Raw genomic sequence first — 22,899 nt, forward strand, 5'->3', positions numbered from 1 at the left:
ACCGGCAATGCGCAGCGAAAAGGACAAGATGCTCGCCGGCGAGCTCTATCGGGCCGACAGTCCGGAACTCATCGCGGACAACCGGCGCGCCAGTGCCTGGATGGAGCGGTTCAACGCGACGACCGCCAGCCCCGAGATGCGACTCCCGCTGCTGCAGGAGGCCTTTGCGCAGGTCGGGCGGGGCGTCACGATCCGCCCACCTTTCCATTGCGACTACGGCTACAACATCAGCCTGGGCGACGGCGTCTTCCTGAACTTCAACTGCGTCATTCTGGATGTCGTTGCGGTGACCATCGGCGCCGGCACGCAGATCGGCCCCGGCGTCCAGATCCTCACAGCCGATCACCCACGCGACGCCGATCAGCGCCGGCAGATGCTGGAGTTCGGCCGCCCCGTCACCATCGGGCGAAATGCCTGGATCGGCGCGGGCGCGATCATCCTGCCAGGCGTCACGATCGGCGACGATGCGATCGTCGGGGCGGGCAGCGTGGTGACGCGAGACGTGCCGGCAGGACGTATGGCGGTCGGGAATCCAGCGAGGCTGCGACCGCAACTCCAGCGAAGCCCGTCGTAGATGGCACGGGCCTCGCCAAGCTGCGTCAAGACGCCACGGGAGCAGTTTCGAGGTCGTAAAAAAACAATGATGCCTGACATTCTTCGACCGTGATTCCCTCACATTTGAATATTTGAAGTGATTTCAGCAGGAGTAATCGCCATGGTCGGCGCACCGCGCATTGCGCTCTTCATCGATGGCGCCAATCTTTACGCGACGTCGAAGCAGCTTGGCTTCGACATGGACTATCGCCGTCTGCTGCGTGAGTTTCAGGGGCGCGGCAATCTGATCCGCGCCTTCTATTTCACGACGCTGATCGAGAGCGAGGAATACTCCTCGATCCGCCCGCTGGTCGATTGGCTGGACTACAACGGCTATCGCGTCATCACCAAGGCGGCCAAGGAGTTCACCGACGCCACCGGCCGGCGGCGTGTGAAGGGCAACATGGATATCGAGCTCGCGATCGAGATGCTCGAGCTCGCGTCGCATCTCGACCAGATCTATCTTTTCTCGGGCGACGGCGATTTCCGGCCGCTGGTGGAAGCCGTGCAGCGCAAGGGCGTGAAGGTCTCGGTCGTCTCGACGATCTCGACGAACCCGCCGATGGTCTCCGACGAGTTGCGCCGGCAATGCGACGAGTTCGTCGATCTCGCCCAGCTCGTGCAGAAAGTCGGCCGCGATCCCGCCGAGCGTGCCGGCCGCGCCCCGGTCGCGCCCGGAGGGCCGGCCAACCCAGGGCTGGAGCGCCGCTACGGAATCCGCCAGGGTGACGAGCCGGTGGAGGGGTAAAGCCGCCCGCCCCTACCCGTTCTTCAGCAGACGCTGTTTGTCGCGGTTCCAGTCGCGGGTCTTCTCGGTCTCGCGCTTGTCGTGGAGCTTCTTGCCCCGGCCGAGACCGAGTTCGACCTTGGCGCGGCCCTTGTCGTTGAAATAGACCTTGAGCGGAATGACCGTGAAGCCCTCACGCTGGATCGCGCCCATCAACTTGTTGATCTGGCGGCGATGCAGCAGGAGCTTACGCGGCCGGCGAACATCGTGGTTGAAGCGGTTCGCCTCCAGATACTCCGGGATATGCGCGTTGAAGAGAAACAGCTCGGTGCCCATCGGCCCGGCATAGCTCTCTCCGATCGTCGCCTTGCCGCCGCGCAGCGACTTGATCTCGGTGCCCTGCAGGGCGATGCCGGCCTCCAGCGTCTCGGTGATCTCGTAGTTGTAGCGCGCCTTGCGGTTGTCCGCGGCGAGCTTGTAGCGGTCAGGATCTGGCTTCTTCATGCCGTGCCGCCGAATCCATGCTGCTTCACCAGCGCCGCCATGGCCTGCGATTCCGATTCCGGATCGGCGCTCAAGCCATTGAGAACGCCGATCTTGTCGTCCTCGCGCCGGTTCTGGCTGAGCTTGAATTTGCCGAGGATCGAGGCGATCTCGACCTCGACGCCGACGATGCCGCGGGCCTGCGCCGCGATGAAGGGCGCGGGCGCGTCGGAGATGGCCCAGGGCTCAGCACGGGGAGCTTCCTGCTGGCGCGTCAGGGACTCCAGCTGCGCATGCAGCCAGGCGGGGTCCTCGATGGCGCGGGCAGGCCCACGCACCTGCACGGTGACGTAGTTCCAGGTCGGCACGACCTTGCCGTGCTCCTGCTTGGTCGCATACCAGGCCGGTGTGACGTAGCGCTCGACGCCGGTGAAAATCACGAGCGTCTCAGCGCCGGCGGCGATCGCCTTCCACTGGGCGTTGGGACGGGCGAGATGGGCGCGCAGCACGCCGTTCTCGCCCTCGTCCGCATGAAGGATGAAGGGCACGGGATTGGCCAGCAGACCGCCCTCGCCGACCGTCACCAGCGTGGCGAGCGGATGCTGGCGGATGACCGCGTGCAGTTGCGCGCGATCCTCGACCTTGAAGTGACTGGGCTCGTACATCGTTTCGGCTTCCCTGGCTTCGGCCGGGATGACCGGACGAACGCAGAACCTTACTTAGGCATTCAACAGCCCGGCGAAAACCATCGCCTCGCGGATGACCTTGCCGGTCGCCGGCGTCACCGGCAGCAGCGGCAGGCGAACCTCCTCCTCGATGCGACCGAGGAGCGCGAGCCCGTGCTTGGCTCCGGCGAGGCCCGGCTCCTTGAAGATGGCATCATGGAGCGGCACCAGCCGGTCCTGAACCTTCAGTGCGGCGGCGTAATCGCCCTTGAGCACGGCCGTCATCAGATCGGCGCAGAGGCGCGGGGCGACATTGGCGACCACCGAAATGCAGCCATGGCCGCCGGCTGCCATATAGGACAACGCCGTCATGTCCTCGCCCGAGAGCTGGATGAAATCCGGCCCCAGCGCGTGGCGCTGCTGCGAGACGCGCGCGAGGTTGGCGGTGGCGTCCTTCACGCCGGCGATGTTCTTCAGCTCATAGAGCCGCGCCATCGTCTCGACCGACATGTCCACGACCGAGCGCGGCGGGATGTTATAGATGATGATCGGGATGCCGATCGCATCATTCACCGCCTTGAAGTGCCGGTACATGCCCTCCTGGGTCGGCTTGTTGTAATAGGGCGTCACCACGAGCACGGCGTCGGCGCCGGCCTTCTCGGCGTGGATGGCGAGGTCGATCGCCTCGATCGTATTGTTGGAGCCCGCGCCGGCAATCACAGGGACGCGGCCCTTCGCCTGGTCGATGACGATCTCGACGACGCGCTTGTGCTCGTCATGGCTGAGCGTCGGGCTCTCCCCGGTCGTGCCGACAGGAACCAGCCCGGTCGAGCCGTTGTCGATCTGCCATTCGACCAGCGCGCGCAGCGCCTCCTCATCGACCTTGCCGGCTTTGAAAGGCGTGACCAGAGCGGGCAAAGAGCCAGTGAAGGCAGCGTGCTTGGTCATGAGGGCCAATCCTGAAGGCGAGACGCGGGTTACGAAGCCGCCACACATAAACCGTAGGTCGGCCAAGGCAAAGCCGCCAACTCATGAAAATGCGTGGCCTCTTGGTTAAACCTCCTTAAACTCCCATCCTCGAACATCGACACATGCACGCCCCAGGACTCAATCCCCGGACGACGCCTGCCCCGACACCGACTGACTCATCATCGCCCGTTTCAAAAACGCTTGCCCCAGGACGGAGACCCGCCATGGCCTCGCCTGCCGCCGCGCCCCGAATGACCCCACCCAGACTGATCGCCCTGCTGCTGCCCGCCATGCTCTGCGCCTCGACGACGCAGGCCGGCGACGACGGCATGCTCGCCAGCCAGCGCAAGCTCGCCATGATCGGCGACTTCGAGAAGACCGGGGCCACTCCGGCCTCACCCGCCGATGTGCGGCGCGACGCGGAGACGATCGATACCGAGGCGGTGAAATCCGCCATCGCGGCCTATAGGCGCGGCGCGCTCGGAGAAGGCGATGTGCTCGCCGGCAAGATCACGGACCGCGCCGCGCGGGCGTTGCTCGAATGGGTGGCGATCCACAGCAATGCCGGGGTGGTGTCGTTCGCCCGCATCGATGCCTTCCTGCGCGAGCAGCCGAATTATCCGGCAACGATCCGTTTCCGCCGTCGCGCCGAAGAGGCGCTGATCGCCGAGCGGAAGAGCCCCGGGATCGTGCGCGCCTTCTTCCACGGTCAGCAGCCGGTCTCGCCGGCAGGGCGGATCGCGCTGGCGTTGGCGCTCAAGGACGAGGGCCGCAAGGACGAGGCGGCCGCGCTCATCCGCCGGAGCTGGCGGCAGGATCCGTTCAGCCAGTCTCTCGAAAAGATCGTGCTGGCGCAGTTCGATGCGAGCCTGACCAAGGACGACCACCGCCTGCGGGCAGAGCGCTTTCTCTTCCGCGAACAGGGCGAGGCCGCGTTGCGCAACGCCGCCCGCGTGTCAGCCGATTATCTCGTGCTCGCCCGCGCCCGGCTCGCGAGCGCCAAGGCACGGCGCCCGATTCCCGAGAAGCAGATCGCGGCCGTGCCGGCCTCGCTTCGCGGCGACGTCTCCTTCGCTTTCCTTCAGGCGCAGCAGGCGCGTCGAGGCGACAAGCTCGACGAGGCCGTGAAGGCGCTCGCAGCCATCCCGCGCGACCCTGCCCTGCTCGGGGATGGCGATGGCTGGTGGGAAGAGCGGCGCATCATCTCGCGCAAGCTCATCGACGCCGGCCAGCCGGAGAAGGCGTATCAGGTCTCGGCCGGCCATGGCGCCGAGGATGCAGCCGAGCGAATCGAGGCCGAGTGGCATTCCGGCTTCATCGCGCTGCGCTTCCTGAAGAAGGCAGATGTCGCACTGAAGCATTTCGACGCTGCCGCAGCCATCGCCGAGACACCGATCTCGGTTGCGCGCGCTGCCTATTGGCAGGGCCGCGCCTATGAAGAACTCGGCAAGGTCGAGGAGGCCAAAACGGCCTTCGGCAAGGCAGCAGCCCATCCGATCGCCTATTACGGGCAGCTCGCACGGGCGAAGCTCGGGCTCTCCGACCTGCCGCTACGACAGACAACCGCCGTCGGACTCGACGCTCTGCCGGGTCATCGTGGCGTGCGACTGCTCTATCAGTTGGGCGAGCGAGGTCTCGCCACGCTGATGCTGCACGATCTCGCGCAGCGGCTGCACAGCACGGAGGCGCTCGAGGCCGTCGCCTCCATCGCGGGGCGCGAGGCGGATGCGCGCGCCCTCCTCGGCGTCGGCAAGGCGGCACTCCAGCGAGGCTTCCCGCTCGACATGGCGGCCTTCCCGGTCAACGGCATCCCGGATTTCGACGTGCTGGGCGACCCGATGGAACGCGCCATCGTCCATGCGATCGCGCGGCAGGAGAGCGCCTTCGATCCCACCGCCATGTCCCATGCAGGCGCGCGCGGGCTGATGCAGATGATGCCGGCGACGGCCCGCGAGACGGCGCGCCGTGCCGGCCTGCCCTTCGACTGGGACAAGCTGGGGCACGATCCGCTCTATGCGGCTCGCATGGGCGCAGCCCATCTCAACGACCTGCTGAAGGAATGGCGCGGCTCCTATATCCTGTCCTTCGCCGCCTACAATGCCGGCTCGCCGAATGTGAAGAAATGGATCGCAGCCTATGGCGACCCGCGCGATCCCGATGTCGATGCTGTGGATTGGGTGGAGCGCATCCCCTTCTCGGAGACGCGCAACTACGTGCAGCGCGTGATGGAGAACCTGCAGGTCTACCGCGAGCGGCTGAACCAGCGCACGGCCTACCTGATCGACCATGACCTGAAACGTGGCGGCAGGCGGGAGTGAGCCCCAGGAGCGCTCCAGCCTCGTCATGCGCGGGCTTGACCCGAACGTCTCCGGCCGGGTTAGGTGCAGGCCGCCTTCTCGCCTGAGACGATGATGACCGCCCATTCCGGTTTCACCTCCCGCTTCGTCAGCGCCCGCGACGGACTGAAGCTCCATCTGCGCGACTATGGTCCGCTCGCAGCGACCACATTGCCGGTCGTCTGCCTGCCGGGGTTCGCGCGCACGGCCGCCGATTTCCATGAGCTGGCGCTGGCCCTGGCACAGGAAGAGACTTTGCCGCGCCGGGTGCTCGCGCTCGACTATCGCGGACGCGGCCTCTCCGAATACGACCGGGACTGGAAGAACTACGACATCCGCGTCGAACTCGACGATCTGATGCAGGTGCTGGTCGCGAACGGCATCGACGAAGCTATCTTCGTCGGCACCTCCCGCGGGGGCCTGCTGACGATGGCACTGGCGGCGGCCCGGCCCGGCGCCATTCGCGGCGTCGTCCTCAACGATGTCGGGCCGGTGATCGATGCACGCGGGCTGCTGCGCATCCGCGGCTATGTCGGCAAGCTGCCGGTCCCGCGCAGCTTCTCGGAAGGCGCCGAGATCCTGAAACGGCTCTCCGACCAGCAATTTTCGGCCCTGAGCGATGCCGAATGGGAGGTCATGGCGCGGCGGACCTGGACCGACCGCGACGGCAACCTACGGCCGGACTACGACATCAGGCTGATGAAGGTGCTCGAAGAGCTCGACCTCGAGGCGCCGCTGCCGGTGCTCTGGGTCTATTTCGACGCCCTCAGGAACGTGCCGATGCTGGCGATCCGCGGCGCGAATTCCGACTTGATGGCTGAGAAGACCCTGCAGGAGATGGCCGAGCGCCATCCCGACTGCGAGATCTACACCGCGCCCGGGCAGGGCCACGCCCCCCTGCTCGGCAGCAAGGAGATGATTCGCCGTATCGGCAAGCTGATCGCCCGGGCCGAGCGCCGTTCCAGCTGATCAGGTTTCGGAGCGCGACGGCGCGGGCTGTCCCGCCTCCGCCGGCAACTTGGCGATGTTCTCCTGCCCGACCGAACCATCGTCGCGCGAGCTCTCGACCAATCCGGCCTTGGCGCGCGTCGCAAACTCCGTCTCCGCCCCGGTCGCCAGCACCTTGGCCTGACCGACCCAGTCCTCCCGTTCTATGCGGCCGGAAAAGGCGAGATAGCCGCCGACCCATTCGACGTTTTCGGCCGTCCACTCCGCGATCTGCGCGAAATGCCAGATGCCGAGAGCATGCAGACGGCCCTCGTTCTGCCGGCCAACACCCTTGATGAGCTTGAGATCGTCGGCCTTGCCGTCGCGCGCGGCAGCAAGGCCTGCCGGACGCCGGCCCGGCAATTCCGCCTCATTCGCGACAGGCGGCGCGGCTGCAGGCGCCTCGGCAACGATCGCCTGCTGTTCGGCTGCCAAAGGAGAGTTCGTAGCGGAGGCCTCCAGCGCTCTCTCGGTAGCGGGTTTGCGCGCGAAACCGGCACAGACGCAGCCAAGCCAATAGGTGGCGACGAACAGCAAGGCCGTCTCGACCCAGGTCGCAGTCATGCCGTTGAGAACCTGGAACCAGCTCAGAGCGGCGCCGCCAAACCACAGGACCGCGACGACGATCCAGGCACCGTTCCAGAACCGTGCCTTGCCGCCGTCGTGGCTGATCCAGCCCATCGCGAGGCCGAGCGCGAAGGCGGCGAGCAGGAACCAGACGAACTGGCTGGCGAGATAGAGCATGTCCGCCTCCGTCCTACTTGGCCACGGTGAACTGCACGCGGCGGTTCATTGCCTTGGCCTCGCGTGCCTCATGGGGCAGCAGCGGGCGCGCGCTCCCATAGGCCTTGACCGTCAGTTGCGCCGGATCGATGCCGCGCCGGGCGATCTCGTCGCGCACCCGCATGGCGCGGCGCAGCGACAGGTGCATATTGTCGAAGCCGCCGCGCTCGCCGTCGCGATTGGCGTGCCCCTCGATGGTGACTGGCGAGCCAGGGCATTTCTTCAGGATGGCGACGGCCTCGCTGACGACCTTCTCGGTCGTCGCGTCGAGCGCAACCGCAGAGGTGCCCTGCCCGAACAACACCGGGTTGCTCCTGGTCAGGCCGTCGAGATCGTTCTGGCAACTTGCCGGCGGATCGACGACACAACCGGTCTGGCGCAGCGCGATCGCGACATCCGACTTGAAGCCCGGCGGCAGCCCCGTGGCGCCGCTCGTCTCGATTTCGCTCTTGATCAGTTCCCGGCAGGTCAGGCCACGGATGGCGACGCGATCGTCCTCGACCGACGCCGAGCCGAGATCGAGCCGCAGCAGATCGGTCATCGCCGTGCGCGCCGCGGCCGCGAATCCGGCGGGTGCGCCGGGCACAACCTCAGTCGCATCGTCGAGGCGACCCTTGAGCGGGGAATCGGCAACGAGCGCCGCCAGCGCGGTGCGCGTGGCCTCGTCCGGCACGTAGCCGGAGAGCCTCAGGCCTGTGCGGTCAGCCGACAGCGCGAGACCATAGGGCCGGACGAGCACGCTCTCCGGCAGGGTCGGCACCGAGAGCCCCGCCGGGGCGGCCGCGAGAAGCTGGCGCAAAGCCATCAGGCTCGCCGCATCCGCAGCCTGGCCGGCGATCGCGAAGGCCTTGTCGCGGAGCGTCACCGAGCCGACCTTGAGCTTCGACAAGGCTTCGAGCGCGAAGGCGGTGGCTGCCGGAATGTCCAGGTCGGAGCGCAGCGCGGGCTCGACGGACGAGCCATCCTGGATCGAGGCCTCGCCAAAGAACCGGCGCGCCGCGGCGAGAATGCCTGAACGAACCGCCTCGCCAGGCAATCCGCCCTTCAGGCCGAGGTGGCCATCCGCGAGAGTGGCGCTCCAGTCGAGCGGCACGGGTGCGGGCGGGGGTGCTGGCGGAGGAGCCTGAGCGGTCGCAGCGGACGGCGCTGAAGCCTTTGGCAAGACGTCGTTCAGGATCAAGCCTGGGATATCCGGCAGCGGCACGATCACCGGGGTCGGCGGCGGGGCTGGAGGCGGCGGCGGACAGTCGATCGCGACCTGCGCGACCGAATCTGGCCCGTCCATCTGCGCGATCTGGAGCCGCAGAGCCTGACAGGCGTCATGACTATCAGGGCCCTTACCGGAGAGCGTATAGACATCGCCGGTCAGTTCGGCCCTGCCTTCGCGCAGGCGAGCCAGATCGCCAATGGCACGCGCCGTCTTTTCCAGGAAGGCGGAGGGCGCTCCGGTGCCGGGCTTCAGCCCATCGCGGACCGGGACGGCCGCGCCAAAGGCGCGCTGCAGCGTCGCGAGGATCTGCTTGTGCGCATCCTCGTTCGGATAGAAGCCCTGCAGAACAACCTCGCCGGCGGCCGCCCTCTCGGCGCTCCAGCGATAGGGTGAAACGGTGGGCGGCTCGAGGTCGCACGTCACGGCGCGGAAGCCGGGCTGAGGCGGCTGGGCAGAAATGGCGCTAAGTGCCTGGAATGCTTCAGGACTGACTGCCTTGCCCTCGATGCAGAAGCGGCCATCGTCGAGCGCGATCCTCCCCGAAGCCAGCTTGGGCAATTCGGCGAGCATGGCCTTCGCCATCGCCGCGAAGCCATCAGGAGCGCCGAAGGCGACGGACTGGCGGTCGTCGATGCGCATGCCAGGGAAGGCCGCAGCCGCGGCGGCGAGGCCCGCCGCAGCGGTATCGAGATCCGGCACGAAACCGCCGAGCGTGACGATTTCCGCCTGCCGGCTGGCGAACCAGGAATAGGGCTTCTGAGCCACGACCTGAGAGAGGCCGCCGAGCGCGCGACGGACGCCGAACTCCGCCCGGAGCTGCGCCATCGCCTTGGTCGCGCCGTCGGTGGAGAGCACCTCGCCGCCGATCGTGACGTCCCGACCATCGACCTGCGCCAGGACCGGGCGGGCGCCCGGCGTCTTGCCGGCGACTGCCGCGACCGCCTGCACAGCGCGCTCGCCGACATCGCGCTCGATAGCTGCGTCGAGGCCGAGATTGCCGGCCCCCCATAGCAGAGCCAGTGGAATCAGACCCCAGAGCCAGCGCGCCGGCTGAGACATATCTCGCCCCCTACCCTGCGCGACGATCGCCGACGCAGGCCTTTCTCATCAGGATCGCCGCCCTCTTATCAAAGGCTTAGCCGGCGATCCGCAGCCAAGGCTTGAACTCGTCACCCTGCCATATCATCGCGCAGAGAGGCCTTGATGATCAACACGCTAGATCAGGCCCGAGGTCGGGTTCGCGTCAACCGGGAAGCAGCGGTAGCCCACAGGCAAAAACCAAAAGGGCGCGAAACGCCCAGGTGGCAGCAACAAACAAAAAAGCCCCGGGTTTCCCCGGGGCTTCCGACTAGATCGGTAAACCGATCAGAAGTCGCGCTGGATGCGCAGACGGCCGGTGAAGGCGTCGTCAGACTTGATCGTGCGGATCGGGCCGCCCAGGAAAGCCTGCTTGGCGTCCTGAATGCGGTTCTTGAACTCCATGCGGGAGTAGAGAACCTCGACACCGATGTCGAGACCGGAGACCGGCATCCACACCAGGTTGGCGCCGACGATCAGCTCCTTCGGATCGAGCTTGGCAGCACCGAAGATCGGAGCGCCAGCCACGGTGGCGCCGATAACGCCGGTGCCGACAGCCTTAACCTCGGAGTACGAACCGATGAAGTCCGAACGCAGGGTCGGCATCCAGAAGTGGCGGAAAGCCGCAACGACGTTCCAGGCAGTGGCCGTGTCAACCTGGCCGCTGATCGGATCGACGTAAGCGTTGTTCGGCGAGAAGGTCGCGACACGGCCGAAGCCGGAGTTGCCGCTGCCGTTCCAGCCGAGATACTCGATCGCCGCATCGGCATAGCCGGCCTGCAGGAACAGAGTGTCGCCAGCCGCAAGCATCGGCAGGTTGATCTTCACGCCGCCCTGGATCGCGTAGCCGACGTCATCATTGCTGGCGCCGTTCAGGACGTTGAACGTGCCACGGTTGCCGACGGCGCCCGACAGCTGAGCAGAGCCCCAGCCCTGGTCGACGCGGAGCGAGGCGACGACGTCCGGATAGGTCTGACCTTCGTAGGCCGCGGAGAACGGAGCGACCGCAGCGAACGGACGGCGACCGGTGGTCAGGCCGTCTTCGAGCGAGATCGTCGCGCTGAAGCCGCTGCCGAACGTGGCGGTGTAGGCCAACAGGTTCGGATAACGGTCCGAAGTGCGGACGACCGAGAAGCCGAAGTCGTTGGCGTAGAAGTCGAAGAACGACTGCGCCTTACCAGCGGTGATCGGGCCGAACTGAACGAAGGCCTTATCGAGGAAGAGACCGCTGTCGGACACGCCGCCGGTGGCGGAGTTGAAGCGGTTCGTACCAGCGTTCGGGCCGCCGTAGTTGTAGCCGCCGGACTGCGTGGTCACGTCGTAACGAACGAACGTACGCAGCGTGCCGTAAGCGGTGGCCGTGCGGGCGTCGATGTAGATACGGCCGCGAGCGCGGGTGCCGTACGAGTCCTGAGCACGGCTCCAGCGCTCACCGAAGGTGTACTCAGCGCGCACACGGCCGCCGACGCGCAGGCAGGTGTCCGTGCCCGGGATGTAGAAGAAGCCAGCACCGTAGGCGGTGCAGACGCGAACGTATTCGACCGGAGCGGCCTTCCGCGAAGGAAGGTCGGCGGCCTGAGCCCCGGCGACCGCGGCGATGCCGGCGGCGGAACCGAGGAGGAGGCTCTTGACGAGCTTCATTTGGTAACCTCCAAAAGAGTTTCGAGACCCTCGGGCTTCAGCCTGCCCCCCGCAACGGGTCCTAAGAACCCAGCTGCAGAACCTGCCTGTTCCCGGTCTTTCGCCTGCGTCACCGATCTCTGTCGGAGGCGAAGACGAAAAACAGCGACCGGGAACGTCCCGACGCATTGCCACCATACGAAAGCCGCCTCGCCGATCAACCACGATCCGGCCCTCCGGGGCCTGCGGGGGGTGCTTTGAAACCACCTGTTGCAGACGGGTCACGCTTTGAGCCTCGAAATTCAGTGGTCATTAACCGCGTCGGCCCGGAAAAGGGCTTTCGATGGTTTCCAAACTGCTTCCGAAGGCGCGAATCCCTGCGAATCCCCTGGAGTCGTGATTCTCGCCCTCAGTATTCCCACTCGGCGCCGACCCCGACGGCGGCGCTGCCGTCGGCGCCCGTCTCGGCCTGCAGCTTCAGGCGCTTCGTCACGTCGATTCCGACCGAGACGCCGCTTTCCTCCGGCTTGGCGCCCACCTTCACCCCGACGGAAACGTTGTCGCTGATGTAGCGTGAGGCGCCGATGGTCGGGCCGCCCTGCCCCATCTGGATGTCGAGGTTGTCGACGCCGAGCGACTTCCTGAGTCGTTCGAAGGTGTCGTCGCCGCCGCCTCCGGCGAACTGCGCCGCAGCCTGCGCCAGTTGCAGCGCCTGGAAGGCAGAAAGCGATCCGGAAGCGCGGGCGAAGAGCAGGCGCGACAGCACTTCGTCCTGCGGCAGCTCGGGCTGCGAGGTGAAGGCGAAGGCGGGCTGATCCGCCGGGCCGGTGACAACGACGCGCGCGGTTACGTCTCCCGCGCTGGTCTCGGCGATGAAATCGAGCTCGGGAACCAGCCCACCCGCAAAGGTGAGCCGGCCGCGGCTGAAATCGAGGCGCTGGGTCAACACGTTCAGGCGCCCGCGACGCAGCTCGAAGCCGCCATCCAGAACCGGCGCCGAGGAACTGCCGCTGACACGAATCTCGCCGCCGAGCTCGGCGTCGATACCGCGCCCCCGGATGAAGACGCGGCTCGGAGCGGAGACCGTCAGCGCGAGCGTGGCGTCGAAAGCGGGCGCCGCGCGGCCGCGATTGCCGCGAGCCTGCCGCGCCTTGCGTTCGGCTGCGAGGCGGGCGGCGGCGGTCCCGCGCGCGTTGACATGCCTGATTCCGTCGATCGGCCGCAGCGAGGCAGGCAGACGATCCGGCACCGTGACCTCCAGCGAGACCACGTCGATTCGCCCGCTGAGGCGCGGGCGCTGGGCGAGCGGGCCTTCGACGGAGAGATCGAGCCCGGCTACCGCCGTGACGAGGCCGCTGGATACGAGCTGGGCGCGGTCGCCCCGGATGCGGATGTTGCCGGGGAACCCCGCCGCCGGATCGACCTCGACCCGGCCAGTGGCCGAGAGCGTGCCGCCGTTTGGCGCCCGCGCCGAGAAGCGCTCGATCGTCAGGTTCTCGCCATTGGCGGCGATGCGTGCCTCCATGGCGGTCAGGCGGATGCCCTGCAGGGCGTCGGTAAAGCTGCCGCCGGTGAGGGTCGCCGCTCCGCTCAGGCGAGGCTCCGAGGCGGTGCCGCCGGCACGCATGTCGAGCGCAATCGCGCCGGTGACGCGCTGGCCGCTCGCCCCCAGCATTGGATTGGCGAGGCCGGCATCGACGCGCCCCTGCGCAGAGAGATCGAGCGGGCCGGTGGCGTTGAGCGGGACCGTGCCACGCAATGTGAGATTCGCCCCGCGTCCGGCATTCACAGTGGCGGAGATGCTCGACGCATCCGCCTTCAGCGCGCCCTCACCCGTGATCTCGACCGGCGGCAGCCCAGCCTGGCGCGTCTCGGGCGTCACGAGCTGGGAGATGCGCAATTTCCAGGGGCCGGAGAGATCGCCCGGCTTGCCACGGATCTGCGCCTCGGCATTCAGAGTGCCGCCGAGATTCAGTTTGGGCGAGGCGATGCGCGCGGCCGAGAGCGGCACATCGCGCGCGGCAAAGCGCAGGTCGAGCGTCTCGCCGGCGCGGCCGTCGAGCGTCAGCCTGCCTCGATCGACCATCAGCACGAGGCCCGCGATCTCGATGCCGGAAGCCGGGAAGCTCAGCGTGGCGGGATTGGCCAGCGTGATTGCGCGGCCGTCCCGGCGCGCGTCGAAGGAGGCGATCTCCAGCTTCAGAGGCTCACCGGGCACGAGCCGGCCTGCGCCCTTCAGGGCGAAGCCGCGGGCATTGGCGCTCAGCGTGAAGGCGCTGGCATCGGGCGCGCCCTTCGAATCGAAACGGAGCGCGCTGAAGGTCTCGCCAGCCATGACCCCGCGGTCGATGGCGACAGCCGCATCGAGCATCGGGCGGCCATAGACGTCGCGGGCGCCGACCTTGGCATCGAGCCGGTCGATCGAGATCGACGGACCGGTGAGACGCGCCCCGCGCGCCGTGAGATCGACATCCTGCCGGCCCTGTGGCGCGGCAAGGACGATGTCCGCATTGAGCTCGCCGCCGAGCTTGGTCAGCGCCAGCGGCGAGAGATCGTCGAGATTGCGGGCGGCCAGCGTCAACCGGCCGGCGGCACGGCTCGCGGTGTCCAGCGTGAGGCCGCCATTCAGCCGCACAGAGCCGATGGCGAGGTCGAGCGTCGAGAGGTTCCAGCTATCGTCCGGCTGACGGGCGAGCGCGAGCGTGCCAGTGGCCGGCCGGGAATCGACCTCGCCGGCGAGCGTGACGCGGGTATCGAGCGCGCCCTGCAGATCGCGGGCGACGGCGTCGATGGCGAGGCGCGGGACCGGCCGGCCGAGCGCGGTGGCATTGGCGACGGCGATGCGGGCCGTCGCGTCGAGCCTGTTCTGCGGTCCGGTGATGCGGGCATCGACATCGCCGCGGCCGGATAGGCGTGGATCGGCACGCTTCAGATCGGGCAGGTTCAGGGCGAGCCTGAGATCGGATTGCTGCTGGCCGATGGAACCATCCGCCGTGAAGGCGGCGTGCTGGCCGGCGACGCGCAGGCCCGTCACCGTATAGTCGCCGGCAAGCGCATGGACCCTTCCGGCGAGGGTCAGATTGCCGGCGAGGAGCCTGTCCACCACCGCCTGCCCGGTCGAGAGGCGTTCGGCCCTGCCGTCCAGCGTGGCGGTATAGGTGTTGAGCCTGGGCGTCGCGTCGAGATCGGCCGTAACCTCCGCCCGCCCACCAAGAGGCCGGCCGGCAAGGCCACTCAGCCGGGCGAGATCGGGCAGCACGGCCTTGAGCTGGCCGAGGGCGCGCGCCTGGCCGAGCTTGCCCTTGTAGTCGAGCTCGACGCCCGAGAGCGCGAGCTTCAGCACGTCGAAATCGGCCGTGGCGTCGTCCTGCGCGGTGCCCCGCAGGGTGAAGGTAACCCTGTCGCCCACGGCGCGCGCGAGCGCACGATCAGTCAGCGCGATGCCGGTCGCCTCTCCGTCCGAACTGAGCGCGATGCGGGTGCCCGGTTCGCCGATGGTGCCACTGGGCGTGGCGTTGAAGGTGAGCCCGACCTTGCCAAAAGAACCGAGCGGCACCTTGGCATCCTGCGCATCCAGCGTCGCCACGATGGTCGGGCCGGCGACAGCCCCCCGGATCGTCGCGTCGAAGGCGAGCTTGCCGATCTCGGTTCCGGCCGCGACGGTGCGCCCCTCGGCATTCGGGCGGGCGGCGGCGGTCACCCGTATGTCGAGCGTCTTGTCGGCATTGTAGCGGCCGAGCACGTCGAGCCGTGCCAGCGCGGAGACCAGCGCAAGGTTGCGAATGTCGATACCGCCGGCGTCGGGGAAACCGACCGCGCCGTCCAGCCGGGTCGAGCCTGCGAAGACAGGGGCAACAGGCGCCGGCATCAGGCCCTCAATGCGCGCATCGAGAGCAAGTGCGAGCTGGCGCTCGGCTCCTGCCCGGTTGAGCGTCGCAGATCCTTCAGCGCCGATGGTCGGCCCGGCGGTGAAGGTCAGGTTCGAGCGGAAGGAATCGAGCGGACCGTCACCATTGAGGTCGAGTTTGACCGGCGGCTCGCCGGGCAGGCCGGCAACCTTCGCAATCAGGCCTCCGGCCGGCTCGTCCAGCTTTGCAGCCAGTCGGAGCCGCGTACTTTCCGGCACGAAGGAGAGGTCGACATTCACGGTCCCGCCCCTGTCGAGCCGCCGCGCCTCAAGCTTGAGGTCCAGGCCCTCGTTGGGCGGGCCGAGCCGTGCCGTGCCGGTGGCGCCGAGCCGGGCCGCCACGCCGATGACCGGCTCCCCGAGCGAAAGCTCCCCGAGTTGGAAGGCGCGCAGGATCACCCTGAGCGGCAGCTCGGGCAGGATCGGCTCGCTGCTAGGCGGGCCACTGCCGGCCGGCTGCGGCGCAGGCCTGCGCAGGATCTCGAGCCGGCCGATCTCCAGCCTGTCGACATCGAGCCGGCGGAGCAGCAGGGCGCTGCGCGTCCAGATCAGCCGGACACGGTCGAGCCGCAGCCAGGCGCCGTCACGATCCGAGAGCACGATGTCGCGGATTTCGACATCGGAGGAGAGCGCCCCGTTCACCTGCCCGATCGAGACCTGGCTGGTGTCGCTGGAGAGTGCCTTCGAGATCAGGTCCGCGACAATGCCGCGATCGGTCTGGGCGTTCTGGGCGAAGCCGCCGAAATGGGCCGAGAACAGGAAGCCTGCCACAAGCAGCAGAGAAAGGAGCGCAAGGCGCGGGATGGTCAGGAGCCGGCGCATCAGAAGGCCTGCCCGATGCTGACGTAGAGCGCCACCGGCTTGTCGCCCTTGCGCGGATTGAGCGGCGCGGCGACATCGACGCGGATCGGCCCGATGCCGGTATAGTAGCGAAGGCCGAGACCCGCGGCCATCTGCAGCTTCTGTTTGCCGTCCGGATAGCTTGATTCAAAGGCCGTTCCGGCGTCGAAGAAGGGCACGATGCCGATGGTATCAGTGATCTTGATGCGCGCCTCGGCCGACAGTTCGAGCAGGCTGCGCCCGCCGATGAGCTGGCCATATGGCCCGAGCGGCGACAGCGAGCGATAGGCATAGCCGCGCACGGAGCCGCCGCCACCGGCATAGAAGCGTCGTGTCGCCGGGATCTCGTCGAGGCTCGCGCCCGATATCGAGCCGAAGCCGACGCGGCCGGCGAGCACGTAACGGGCATCCTCATCCAGAGCATAATAGGCCGAGAACGCCGCCTTGGTCTGGTAGATGCCGACAGTGGAACCGAGGAAGGTCGGATAGGGCGCGAAGGAGGCCGTGGCCCTGTAGCCGCGGGTCGGGTCGAGCAGGCTGTCGGTGGAATCGTACTTCACCGACAGAGGAATGCCGACGAGCGTGTAGTCGACCTGGCCGAGCACGTCGCTGGTCTGGCCGCGCTCGTATTCGATGCCCGCCTGGATGGAGAAGACATCGCTGAAACGGTGCCGGACCGCGCTTGTGACGTTGGCGTAGCGGGCCGTATAGCCGCCATAACGGTTAGTGCCGACGCGCTCGCGGATGGCAAAGCCGTCGACGAGCCAGTCGTTGCGAGTGCCCCAGAGCGCCGGCTTCATGAAGCTGACGGCGAAGCGCCCTCCGAGATCGGATCTCTCGAAATCTCCGAAGCTCTTGATCTCGGTGCCGTTGATGCGCGGCACGAGGAAGACGCTGCCCTCGAGCCGCAAGCGCTCTGCCCCACCGAAGAGGTTGCGGTGCTCCCAATAGGTCTTCACCGCCGGCCCATCGATGGTCGAATAGCGCGCAGAGAAGCCAAGCAGGCGCTTGGGCCGCTCCGTCACCTCGACGAAGATCGGCAGGTTTCCGGCGCCGTCGAGCTTGTCGCCCTCGCGGATTCGGACGGAGCCCACGGCAGGTATGGTCGCGATCGAGCGGCGCGTGTCCGCAATCGCCTTGGGCGAATAGGGATCGCCCGGCTCCAGGTAAATGAAGGAGCGCACGACCGAAGGCGGGATCTCGTCGGTCTGGCCGACTGCGATCTCGCCGAATCCGGCGAGCGGGCCGGGATCGAGGATGTAGGTGACATCCATCGTGCCCGCGGCGTGGTCGACGACCGGCCTGATCTCCAGCACCTTGGCAAGCGGGCGAGAGCCGGCCCGCATATGGTCGACAAGCGCAGCGCGAGCTGCCCGCAAGGCCGAGGAGTTCGCCGGCTCGCCGGCCTTCAGCCGCGAAACCTTGAGCGGATCGGCGATCGCCGGCGAGCCGGATTCACCGCGCTCTACGACGTCGATCGTGCGCAGCCCGAAGACCTTGTTGGGCCGTACCCTGACCACGATCGGCACGGCGTCGCGGTTGCGATGCGATTCGAGCGCGCGGACGAGACCAGCGCCGGGCTCGGCCCCGACACGGAGGGAGACGCCATCGACCACAAGCGCCAATTCGGCGTTGAAATAGCCCTGCGACCAGAGCGCATCGACGAGTGGATTGAGATCGGCAGCCATGCGGCGCGCGAGCGTTTCGCCATCCGGCGGCGGGTCCTGCCGCAAGCGATAGAGCAGCGAAGCGTCCTGCAGGAGGCGGGTGAGCGCCTTGGCGTCTTCGGCGTCGCCGAGGTCGAACTCCAGCCTGTAAGGCAACGCCGAAGCGCTCGGCGCCGGCGGCTCATCCTTCTTGGTGAAGAGGCCGAAGACGTCGAGTGAAGAGAGATCGAAAGCCCGGGCTGGCTCCGCCTGCAGGCCCAGCAGTGAGGCGAACGCGCAACCGCCGCTCAGCGCGACGGCATGGCTCGCCCTACGCCACAACCGCATCAACCCTCCAAGCAACCCCCGCCACGCAATTCGAAACGGCGTCCCTACCTCTTGCCATCATAAGGCCCAAGCGGGCATGCGCAATGCCGAGAGATCGGGCGAGAGGGCTCCGCGCCCAGGCCGCACTGCGTTGACCCCTTGTTAGAACGGATTGGATAAGCCTCGCCCATGTCCGGTACCGCCCTACTGCTTGTCCAGGCCGTCATCTATTTCGGCGTCATGGCCGCGCTCTTCCGGCTGCGCCATGTGATGGGGCTCGGAGCGTTCCTCTGCGCGCTCGGAGTGATGCATTTCCTCGAGACCTATCTGGCGGCGGTGTTCTTCATCGAGCTGCCCTTCGGCCTGCTCTCCCCCGGCTCGACGGTGCTGTTCTCGGGCAAGCTCGCCATCCTGCTGCTGTTCTATATCCGAGAGGACGCCGAGACGGTGCGGCAGCCGATCTACGGGCTGCTGATCGGCAATTTCCTGATGGTGGCGCTGGTGGCCACGCTCAGGCTCTACGACACCCCCATCAGCCTGCCCGGATACAATCCGGATCTCGTGCTGATCGACCAGATGGGCGCCCTGATGATCTGGGGCACGTCGCTGCTCTTCATCGATGCGATCGCGCTGATCCTGCTCTACGAGAGATTGCGCCGCCTGTTGCCGGAATCCGTCATCCTGCGCTCCTGCATCAGCCTCGCGCTCATCCTGACGTTCGACCAGCTGGGCTTTTTCCTCGGGCTGCATCTTGTGACGGGCACGCCCTTCAGTGCGCTCTTCGGCGGCTGGGTGGCGAAGATGGGCGCAGCCATCACCTACTCGCTGCTAATGGGGCTCTATCTCTCACTGTTCGAGAGGAAAATGACTGAAACGGCTCCGCAGCCGCTCTCCGACATCTTCCACAAGCTGACCTACCGGCACAAATACGAGGAACTGCTGGGCAAGACCGGGCATGACGCACTGACCGGTGCGCTGACCCGCGAGCGCTTCGAGACGCTGGGGCAGGTCACGCTCGCGCGCGGCGCGGTCGCGAAGCGCCCGGTCAGCCTCGCCATCCTCGACGTCGACAATTTCAAGAGCATCAACGACCGCTACGGGCATGTCACCGGCGACGAAGTACTGCGGCGCGTGGTCGATTGCCTGCGCAGCGAGGTCCGCGGCGAGGATCGCATCTTCCGCTATGGCGGCGAGGAATTCGTCGTGCTCTGCGAGAACATGCCACATGAGACGGCGCTGGCCGCGGCGGAGCGCATGAGGCTCGCCGTGCAGGCCACGCTGGCGAAGGAGTTCGCGGCGGCGCCAACGATCAGCATCGGCGTCGCCACCTTCCCCGAAGACGCGAGCGACATACGCGGCCTCGTCGCTCATGCCGACACGCATCTCTACGAGGCCAAGCGGCTGGGGCGCGACCGGGTGGTGGGCAACAGCACCGCAGTCGAAGGTCGGGCCGGCTGAGCCGGCCTGATCGCGTCTAGCGGAGCGTCAACGGAATCGTCGCGAGCGGCGAAAGCTTCGTCACGACCTCGCCCTTGCCCGGGGAGAGCACGCCGCCACAGAGGCTGCCCGTCGTCACGATCTGCCCCGCGAGCAGCGGGCCGAGCCCCTCTTCCTTCCGGTTGGCCCATGCCAGGAAAGGCACCATCGGGTCGCCATTGCCGTGGACGGCGGGCTGATCGTAGATCGTAACGCCATTCAGCGAGATGAAGCAGCCGAACTGCGTCGGATCGTCGAGCAGGCCGATTTCGACCTCGGGGCCGATCAGGTAGCCACCATGGCCCATCGCATCGGCCATCCAAAGCGGAGGCGCGACCTTCCCGAACCAGTTGGCGAGACGGCTCTCGACGATCTCGATGCCGAGATAGGCCTTGTCGCAGCAGGCCAGCAATTCAGCGCGTGAATAGGGCTTCTCGGGGCGCAGCGGCACATCGCGGGAAAGCCGCAGCGCCAGCTCGATCTCGATGCGCAGCTCCGCGCCAGCCGCACCTTCATAGACATCGCCCGGCTTCAGCCAAGGCCCCGGCATCAGCCCGGCAATCGGCGACCCGTCCTCGGCGATGCCGACCTTCCAGCCGGCCAGCGCCAGGCCTGCCGCCTCACCGACCGCCTTCGCGGCGGCGAGCCCTTCGGCCAGCGTCGCGGGGACCGGCAGGCTACCCGTCTCGATCAGCGAATGGTCGCGGCGGGCGCGCACCAGCGCATCGCGCACGGTCTCGACGGTCGTCGGCATGGGATATCCTCTGCATCCGGCAAGGCGAAGCGCCTTGCCGCTCCTGCTAGCCCAGCGGGGGCGGTGCGACAAGGCGCGCAAGATGCGCCCACCATGCCGATGGAACCGCTGCGTCATTGGCCGGTTGCCTGATGATGACCCATTCGTCGTATCGTCCGGGCCGAATACTGACATCAGCGCTGGCAGCACTGGTGCTTTCCGTCATGAGCGCTTCGGCGCAGACGCCGATCCCAGCGCAGGACTTCGTCCAGCGCACCGCCGTCGTCAGCATGTTCGGCGTCGAAGCGGCAACGCTGGCGATCCACAAGAGCAACTCTCCGGAGATCAAGGGTTTCGCCCATCGCCTCGCCGACGAGCACGCCGTCGCGACGAGCAGCCTGCGCCGCATCGTCGCCACGCGCTCCGACATCGCCCTGCCCGACCGGCCGGACGGACGGCATCTCGCCTTGCTCAGCGCACTGTCTAACAAGCAGGGCGAAGATTTCGACAAGGCCTATATCGAGGCCCAGCGCGAGGCCTATCGTGAGGCGACGTCGCTGATGGAGCGCTATGCAGGCGAAGGAACCGATGCGGAGCTGAAAGTCTTTGCGGAGCGGTCCCTGCCCGTCTTCCGTGAACTCGACCGCAAGGCGCAGGCGCTGCCCGAAGCGCCCTGACCGGGCGCCGGGACTTTCGCCACCGGGCAATCTCGCGCCGCCATGCCCACCGCGCGGGCGAGCATGGCTTCTCATTCCGGCAGGCTCAGCCGTGCTTGTGCACGATGGTCTTGGTCACCGCGAATTCTTCCAGCGCGATGAAGCCCTTCTCGCGGCCGTGGCCGCTCTTGCCGGTGCCGCCGAAGGGCAGCTCGATGCCGCCGCCGGCGCCATAGCCGTTGATGAAGACCTGGCCGGCGCGGACGCGCTTCGAGACGCGCTGCTGGCGCCCGCCATCCTTGGTCCAGACTGCGGCAACGAGGCCGTAATCGGTGCCGTTGGCGGCCTTGATCGCGTCCTCCTCGTCCTCGAACGAGAAAGCGGCGAGCACGGGGCCGAAGACCTCGTCCTGCTCCAAGCGGTTGCCGCGCGGCACGGGGCCGAACAGCGTGGGCTGGACGTAGAAGCCGCCATTCGGCACGCCTTGCGCGATCTGGCCCTGCGCGATCACCGGGATGCCGGCCTCGCGGCTCTGGTCGATGAAGCTCTGGACGCGGCCGCGCTGCTTGGCGTTGATGACCGGGCCGCAGTCGAGGTCCATCTCCGGCGTGCCGGCCTGCAGCTTCGAGAACTGCTTGGCGACCTCAGAGAGGACGTCGTCATAGATCGACTTCTGCACCAGCAGGCGGCTGCCGGCCGAACAGGTCTGCCCGGTGTTCTGGACGATGGCCTTGCAGGCGATCGGCACCAGCGCGTCGATGTCGGCATCCTCGAAGACGATCTGGGGCGACTTGCCGCCGAGCTCCAGCGTGCAGGGGATGAGGTGCTCGGCGCAGGCATGCTGCACCATCTTGCCGACCTCGGGCGAGCCGGTAAAGGACATGAAACCGATGCCGTGATGGGCAGAGAGCGCCGCACCCGCCTCATGCCCGCGCCCTGCGACGATATTGATCGCGCCATCCGGGAAGCCGACCTCGCTCGCCAGCTCCGCGAGGCGGAAGGCTGTGGCGCAGGCATCCTCCGCCGGCTTCAGCACCACCGCATTGCCCATGGCAAGCGAGGCGGTGAGCGAGCGGCCGATCATCTGCGCGGGATAATTCCAGGGCAGGATATGACCGGTGACGCCATGCGGCTCGTGGATGACGCTGACATGATAGCCGTTCAGGAACGGGATGACGTGGCCATGGACCTTGTCGGCCGCGCCGCCGTAGAACTCGAAATAGCGGGCGGTGGCATCCATGTCCGCGCGGGCCTGAGACATCGGCTTGCCTGTGTCGCGGGCCTCCAGCTTCGCCAGTTCCTCGAAATGATCCTGCACCTTCAAGGCGAGCTTGGAGATCAGGCGCCCGCGCTCGGCCGCCGTCAGTTTGCCCCAGGCACCGTCGAAGGCGGCCCGCGCGGCCTTCACCGCCGTGTCGATGTCGGCGGCGTTACCGCAAGCGATACGGGCGAATTCCTCGCCGGTCGCGGGATCGAGCTTGGCGAGGGTTTCGCCCGTCTGGCCAGCAACATAGCGGCCATTGATGAAATGCTGATTCATGTCGCCTCCCGATGGCTCCGACTGCCGGCTTGCAGCGCCGGCGGATTCGGGCGGCAAGCTGCCGCCTGACGCCGCTTTGCGCAAGCCGGCGGCTGGACGAGGCCCCCTGCGGCAGGCGCAGGGCCAGCCTTTTGCTCGCATTTGACAGGAGCGGGGCGCGGACGCACTCCTGAAGGATGACGTAAGGACAGGCCGGCGTGCTGATCGACATTCTCCGGCTCGCGGCATGGACCTGCCAAGCCAAAGGACGCAAACGGGGCTTTCCCACATGAAGCGATTCAACCGGCCCAGGTAAGCGCAAGCTCCATCAGGATAATTCGCAT

At 67.3% G+C, this 22,899-nt stretch carries 16 protein-coding genes; 6 read left to right on the top strand and 10 right to left on the bottom strand.

Translation table 11 applies throughout. The features are described 5' to 3' along the window. Positions 1–7 precede the first annotated feature (7 nt). Together BoBH3_RS20480 and BoBH3_RS20485 are read left to right on the top strand one after the other, a co-directional pair. Positions 8–574 carry a sugar O-acetyltransferase gene (locus BoBH3_RS20480; RefSeq protein WP_262332710.1) on the top strand — a complete coding sequence of 189 codons (567 nt, stop codon included), beginning with the start codon at positions 8–10 and terminating at the stop codon, positions 572–574. Between the two features lie 141 nt (positions 575–715). Then, positions 716–1,342, top strand: a complete 627-nt coding sequence (locus tag BoBH3_RS20485; RefSeq protein ID WP_262332711.1) for a LabA-like NYN domain-containing protein — start codon at positions 716–718, stop codon at positions 1,340–1,342. Positions 1,343–1,354: 12 nt separating this feature from the next. Here the strand turns inward: BoBH3_RS20485 and smpB are convergent, their stop codons facing one another. Genes smpB through dapA form a run of 3 tightly spaced genes read right to left on the bottom strand, consistent with a single transcriptional unit; the run spans position 1,355 to position 3,417 of the window. Further along, positions 1,355–1,825 (bottom strand): SsrA-binding protein SmpB, encoded by a 471-nt coding sequence (gene smpB, locus BoBH3_RS20490; RefSeq protein WP_262332712.1) that lies wholly within the window; start codon positions 1,823–1,825, stop codon positions 1,355–1,357. Beyond that, complete coding sequence (locus tag BoBH3_RS20495) at positions 1,822–2,469, bottom strand: FMN-binding negative transcriptional regulator (protein ID WP_262332713.1); 648 nt, start codon at positions 2,467–2,469, stop codon at positions 1,822–1,824. The genes smpB and BoBH3_RS20495 overlap by 4 nt, the downstream gene beginning before the upstream one ends. Before the next feature lie 54 nt (positions 2,470–2,523). After that, a complete protein-coding gene (gene dapA, locus BoBH3_RS20500; protein ID WP_262332714.1) occupies positions 2,524–3,417 on the bottom strand; it encodes a 4-hydroxy-tetrahydrodipicolinate synthase in 894 nt (297 codons plus the stop codon). 272 nt (positions 3,418–3,689) lie between these two features. Here dapA and BoBH3_RS20505 point away from each other — a divergent pair, with 272 nt between their 5' ends. Then, positions 3,690–5,756, top strand: coding sequence for a lytic transglycosylase domain-containing protein (locus BoBH3_RS20505; protein WP_262332715.1), 2,067 nt, complete (start codon positions 3,690–3,692; stop codon positions 5,754–5,756). Between the two features lie 93 nt (positions 5,757–5,849). After that, the gene (locus tag BoBH3_RS20510) at positions 5,850–6,743 is read left to right on the top strand and encodes an alpha/beta fold hydrolase (protein ID WP_262332716.1); all 894 of its coding nucleotides are present in this window, start codon (positions 5,850–5,852) and stop codon (positions 6,741–6,743) included. On the opposite strand, the gene BoBH3_RS20515 is transcribed toward BoBH3_RS20510, so the two are convergent. The 5 genes from BoBH3_RS20515 to BoBH3_RS20535 form a co-directional block, all read right to left on the bottom strand. Further along, positions 6,744–7,505, bottom strand: a complete 762-nt coding sequence (locus BoBH3_RS20515) for a hypothetical protein (RefSeq protein WP_262332717.1) — start codon at positions 7,503–7,505, stop codon at positions 6,744–6,746. Between the two features lie 13 nt (positions 7,506–7,518). Then, a complete protein-coding gene (locus tag BoBH3_RS20520) occupies positions 7,519–9,813 on the bottom strand; it encodes an OmpA family protein (RefSeq protein WP_262332718.1) in 2,295 nt (764 codons plus the stop codon). A gap of 306 nt (positions 9,814–10,119) precedes the next feature. Beyond that, complete coding sequence (locus BoBH3_RS20525) at positions 10,120–11,472, bottom strand: porin (RefSeq protein WP_262332719.1); 1,353 nt, start codon at positions 11,470–11,472, stop codon at positions 10,120–10,122. 388 nt (positions 11,473–11,860) lie between these two features. Then, positions 11,861–16,180 (bottom strand): translocation/assembly module TamB domain-containing protein, encoded by a 4,320-nt coding sequence (locus tag BoBH3_RS20530; protein WP_262332720.1) that lies wholly within the window; start codon positions 16,178–16,180, stop codon positions 11,861–11,863. Then, positions 16,180–18,192, bottom strand: coding sequence for an autotransporter assembly complex protein TamA (locus BoBH3_RS20535; RefSeq protein ID WP_262332721.1), 2,013 nt, complete (start codon positions 18,190–18,192; stop codon positions 16,180–16,182). Before BoBH3_RS20535 ends, BoBH3_RS20530 begins: the two co-directional genes overlap by 1 nt. 168 nt (positions 18,193–18,360) lie before the next feature. Here BoBH3_RS20535 and BoBH3_RS20540 point away from each other — a divergent pair, with 168 nt between their 5' ends. Further along, positions 18,361–19,629, top strand: coding sequence for a GGDEF domain-containing protein (locus BoBH3_RS20540; protein WP_262332722.1), 1,269 nt, complete (start codon positions 18,361–18,363; stop codon positions 19,627–19,629). Between the two features lie 16 nt (positions 19,630–19,645). Here BoBH3_RS20540 and BoBH3_RS20545 read toward each other — a convergent pair whose 3' ends face one another. Further along, complete coding sequence (locus BoBH3_RS20545) at positions 19,646–20,401, bottom strand: hypothetical protein (protein ID WP_262332723.1); 756 nt, start codon at positions 20,399–20,401, stop codon at positions 19,646–19,648. A gap of 203 nt (positions 20,402–20,604) precedes the next feature. Here BoBH3_RS20545 and BoBH3_RS20550 point away from each other — a divergent pair, with 203 nt between their 5' ends. Then, positions 20,605–21,057 carry a DUF4142 domain-containing protein gene (locus tag BoBH3_RS20550; RefSeq protein ID WP_262332724.1) on the top strand — a complete coding sequence of 151 codons (453 nt, stop codon included), beginning with the start codon at positions 20,605–20,607 and terminating at the stop codon, positions 21,055–21,057. 85 nt (positions 21,058–21,142) lie between these two features. Here BoBH3_RS20550 and BoBH3_RS20555 read toward each other — a convergent pair whose 3' ends face one another. Next, on the bottom strand, positions 21,143–22,576 hold the full coding sequence (locus BoBH3_RS20555) for an aldehyde dehydrogenase family protein (RefSeq protein WP_262332725.1): 1,434 nt from the start codon (positions 22,574–22,576) through the stop codon (positions 21,143–21,145). Between the last annotated feature and the right edge of the window lie 323 nt (positions 22,577–22,899).

It is taken from the genome of Allobosea sp. BH3, assembly GCF_025499465.1.
Classification (GTDB): domain Bacteria; phylum Pseudomonadota; class Alphaproteobacteria; order Rhizobiales; family Beijerinckiaceae; genus Allobosea.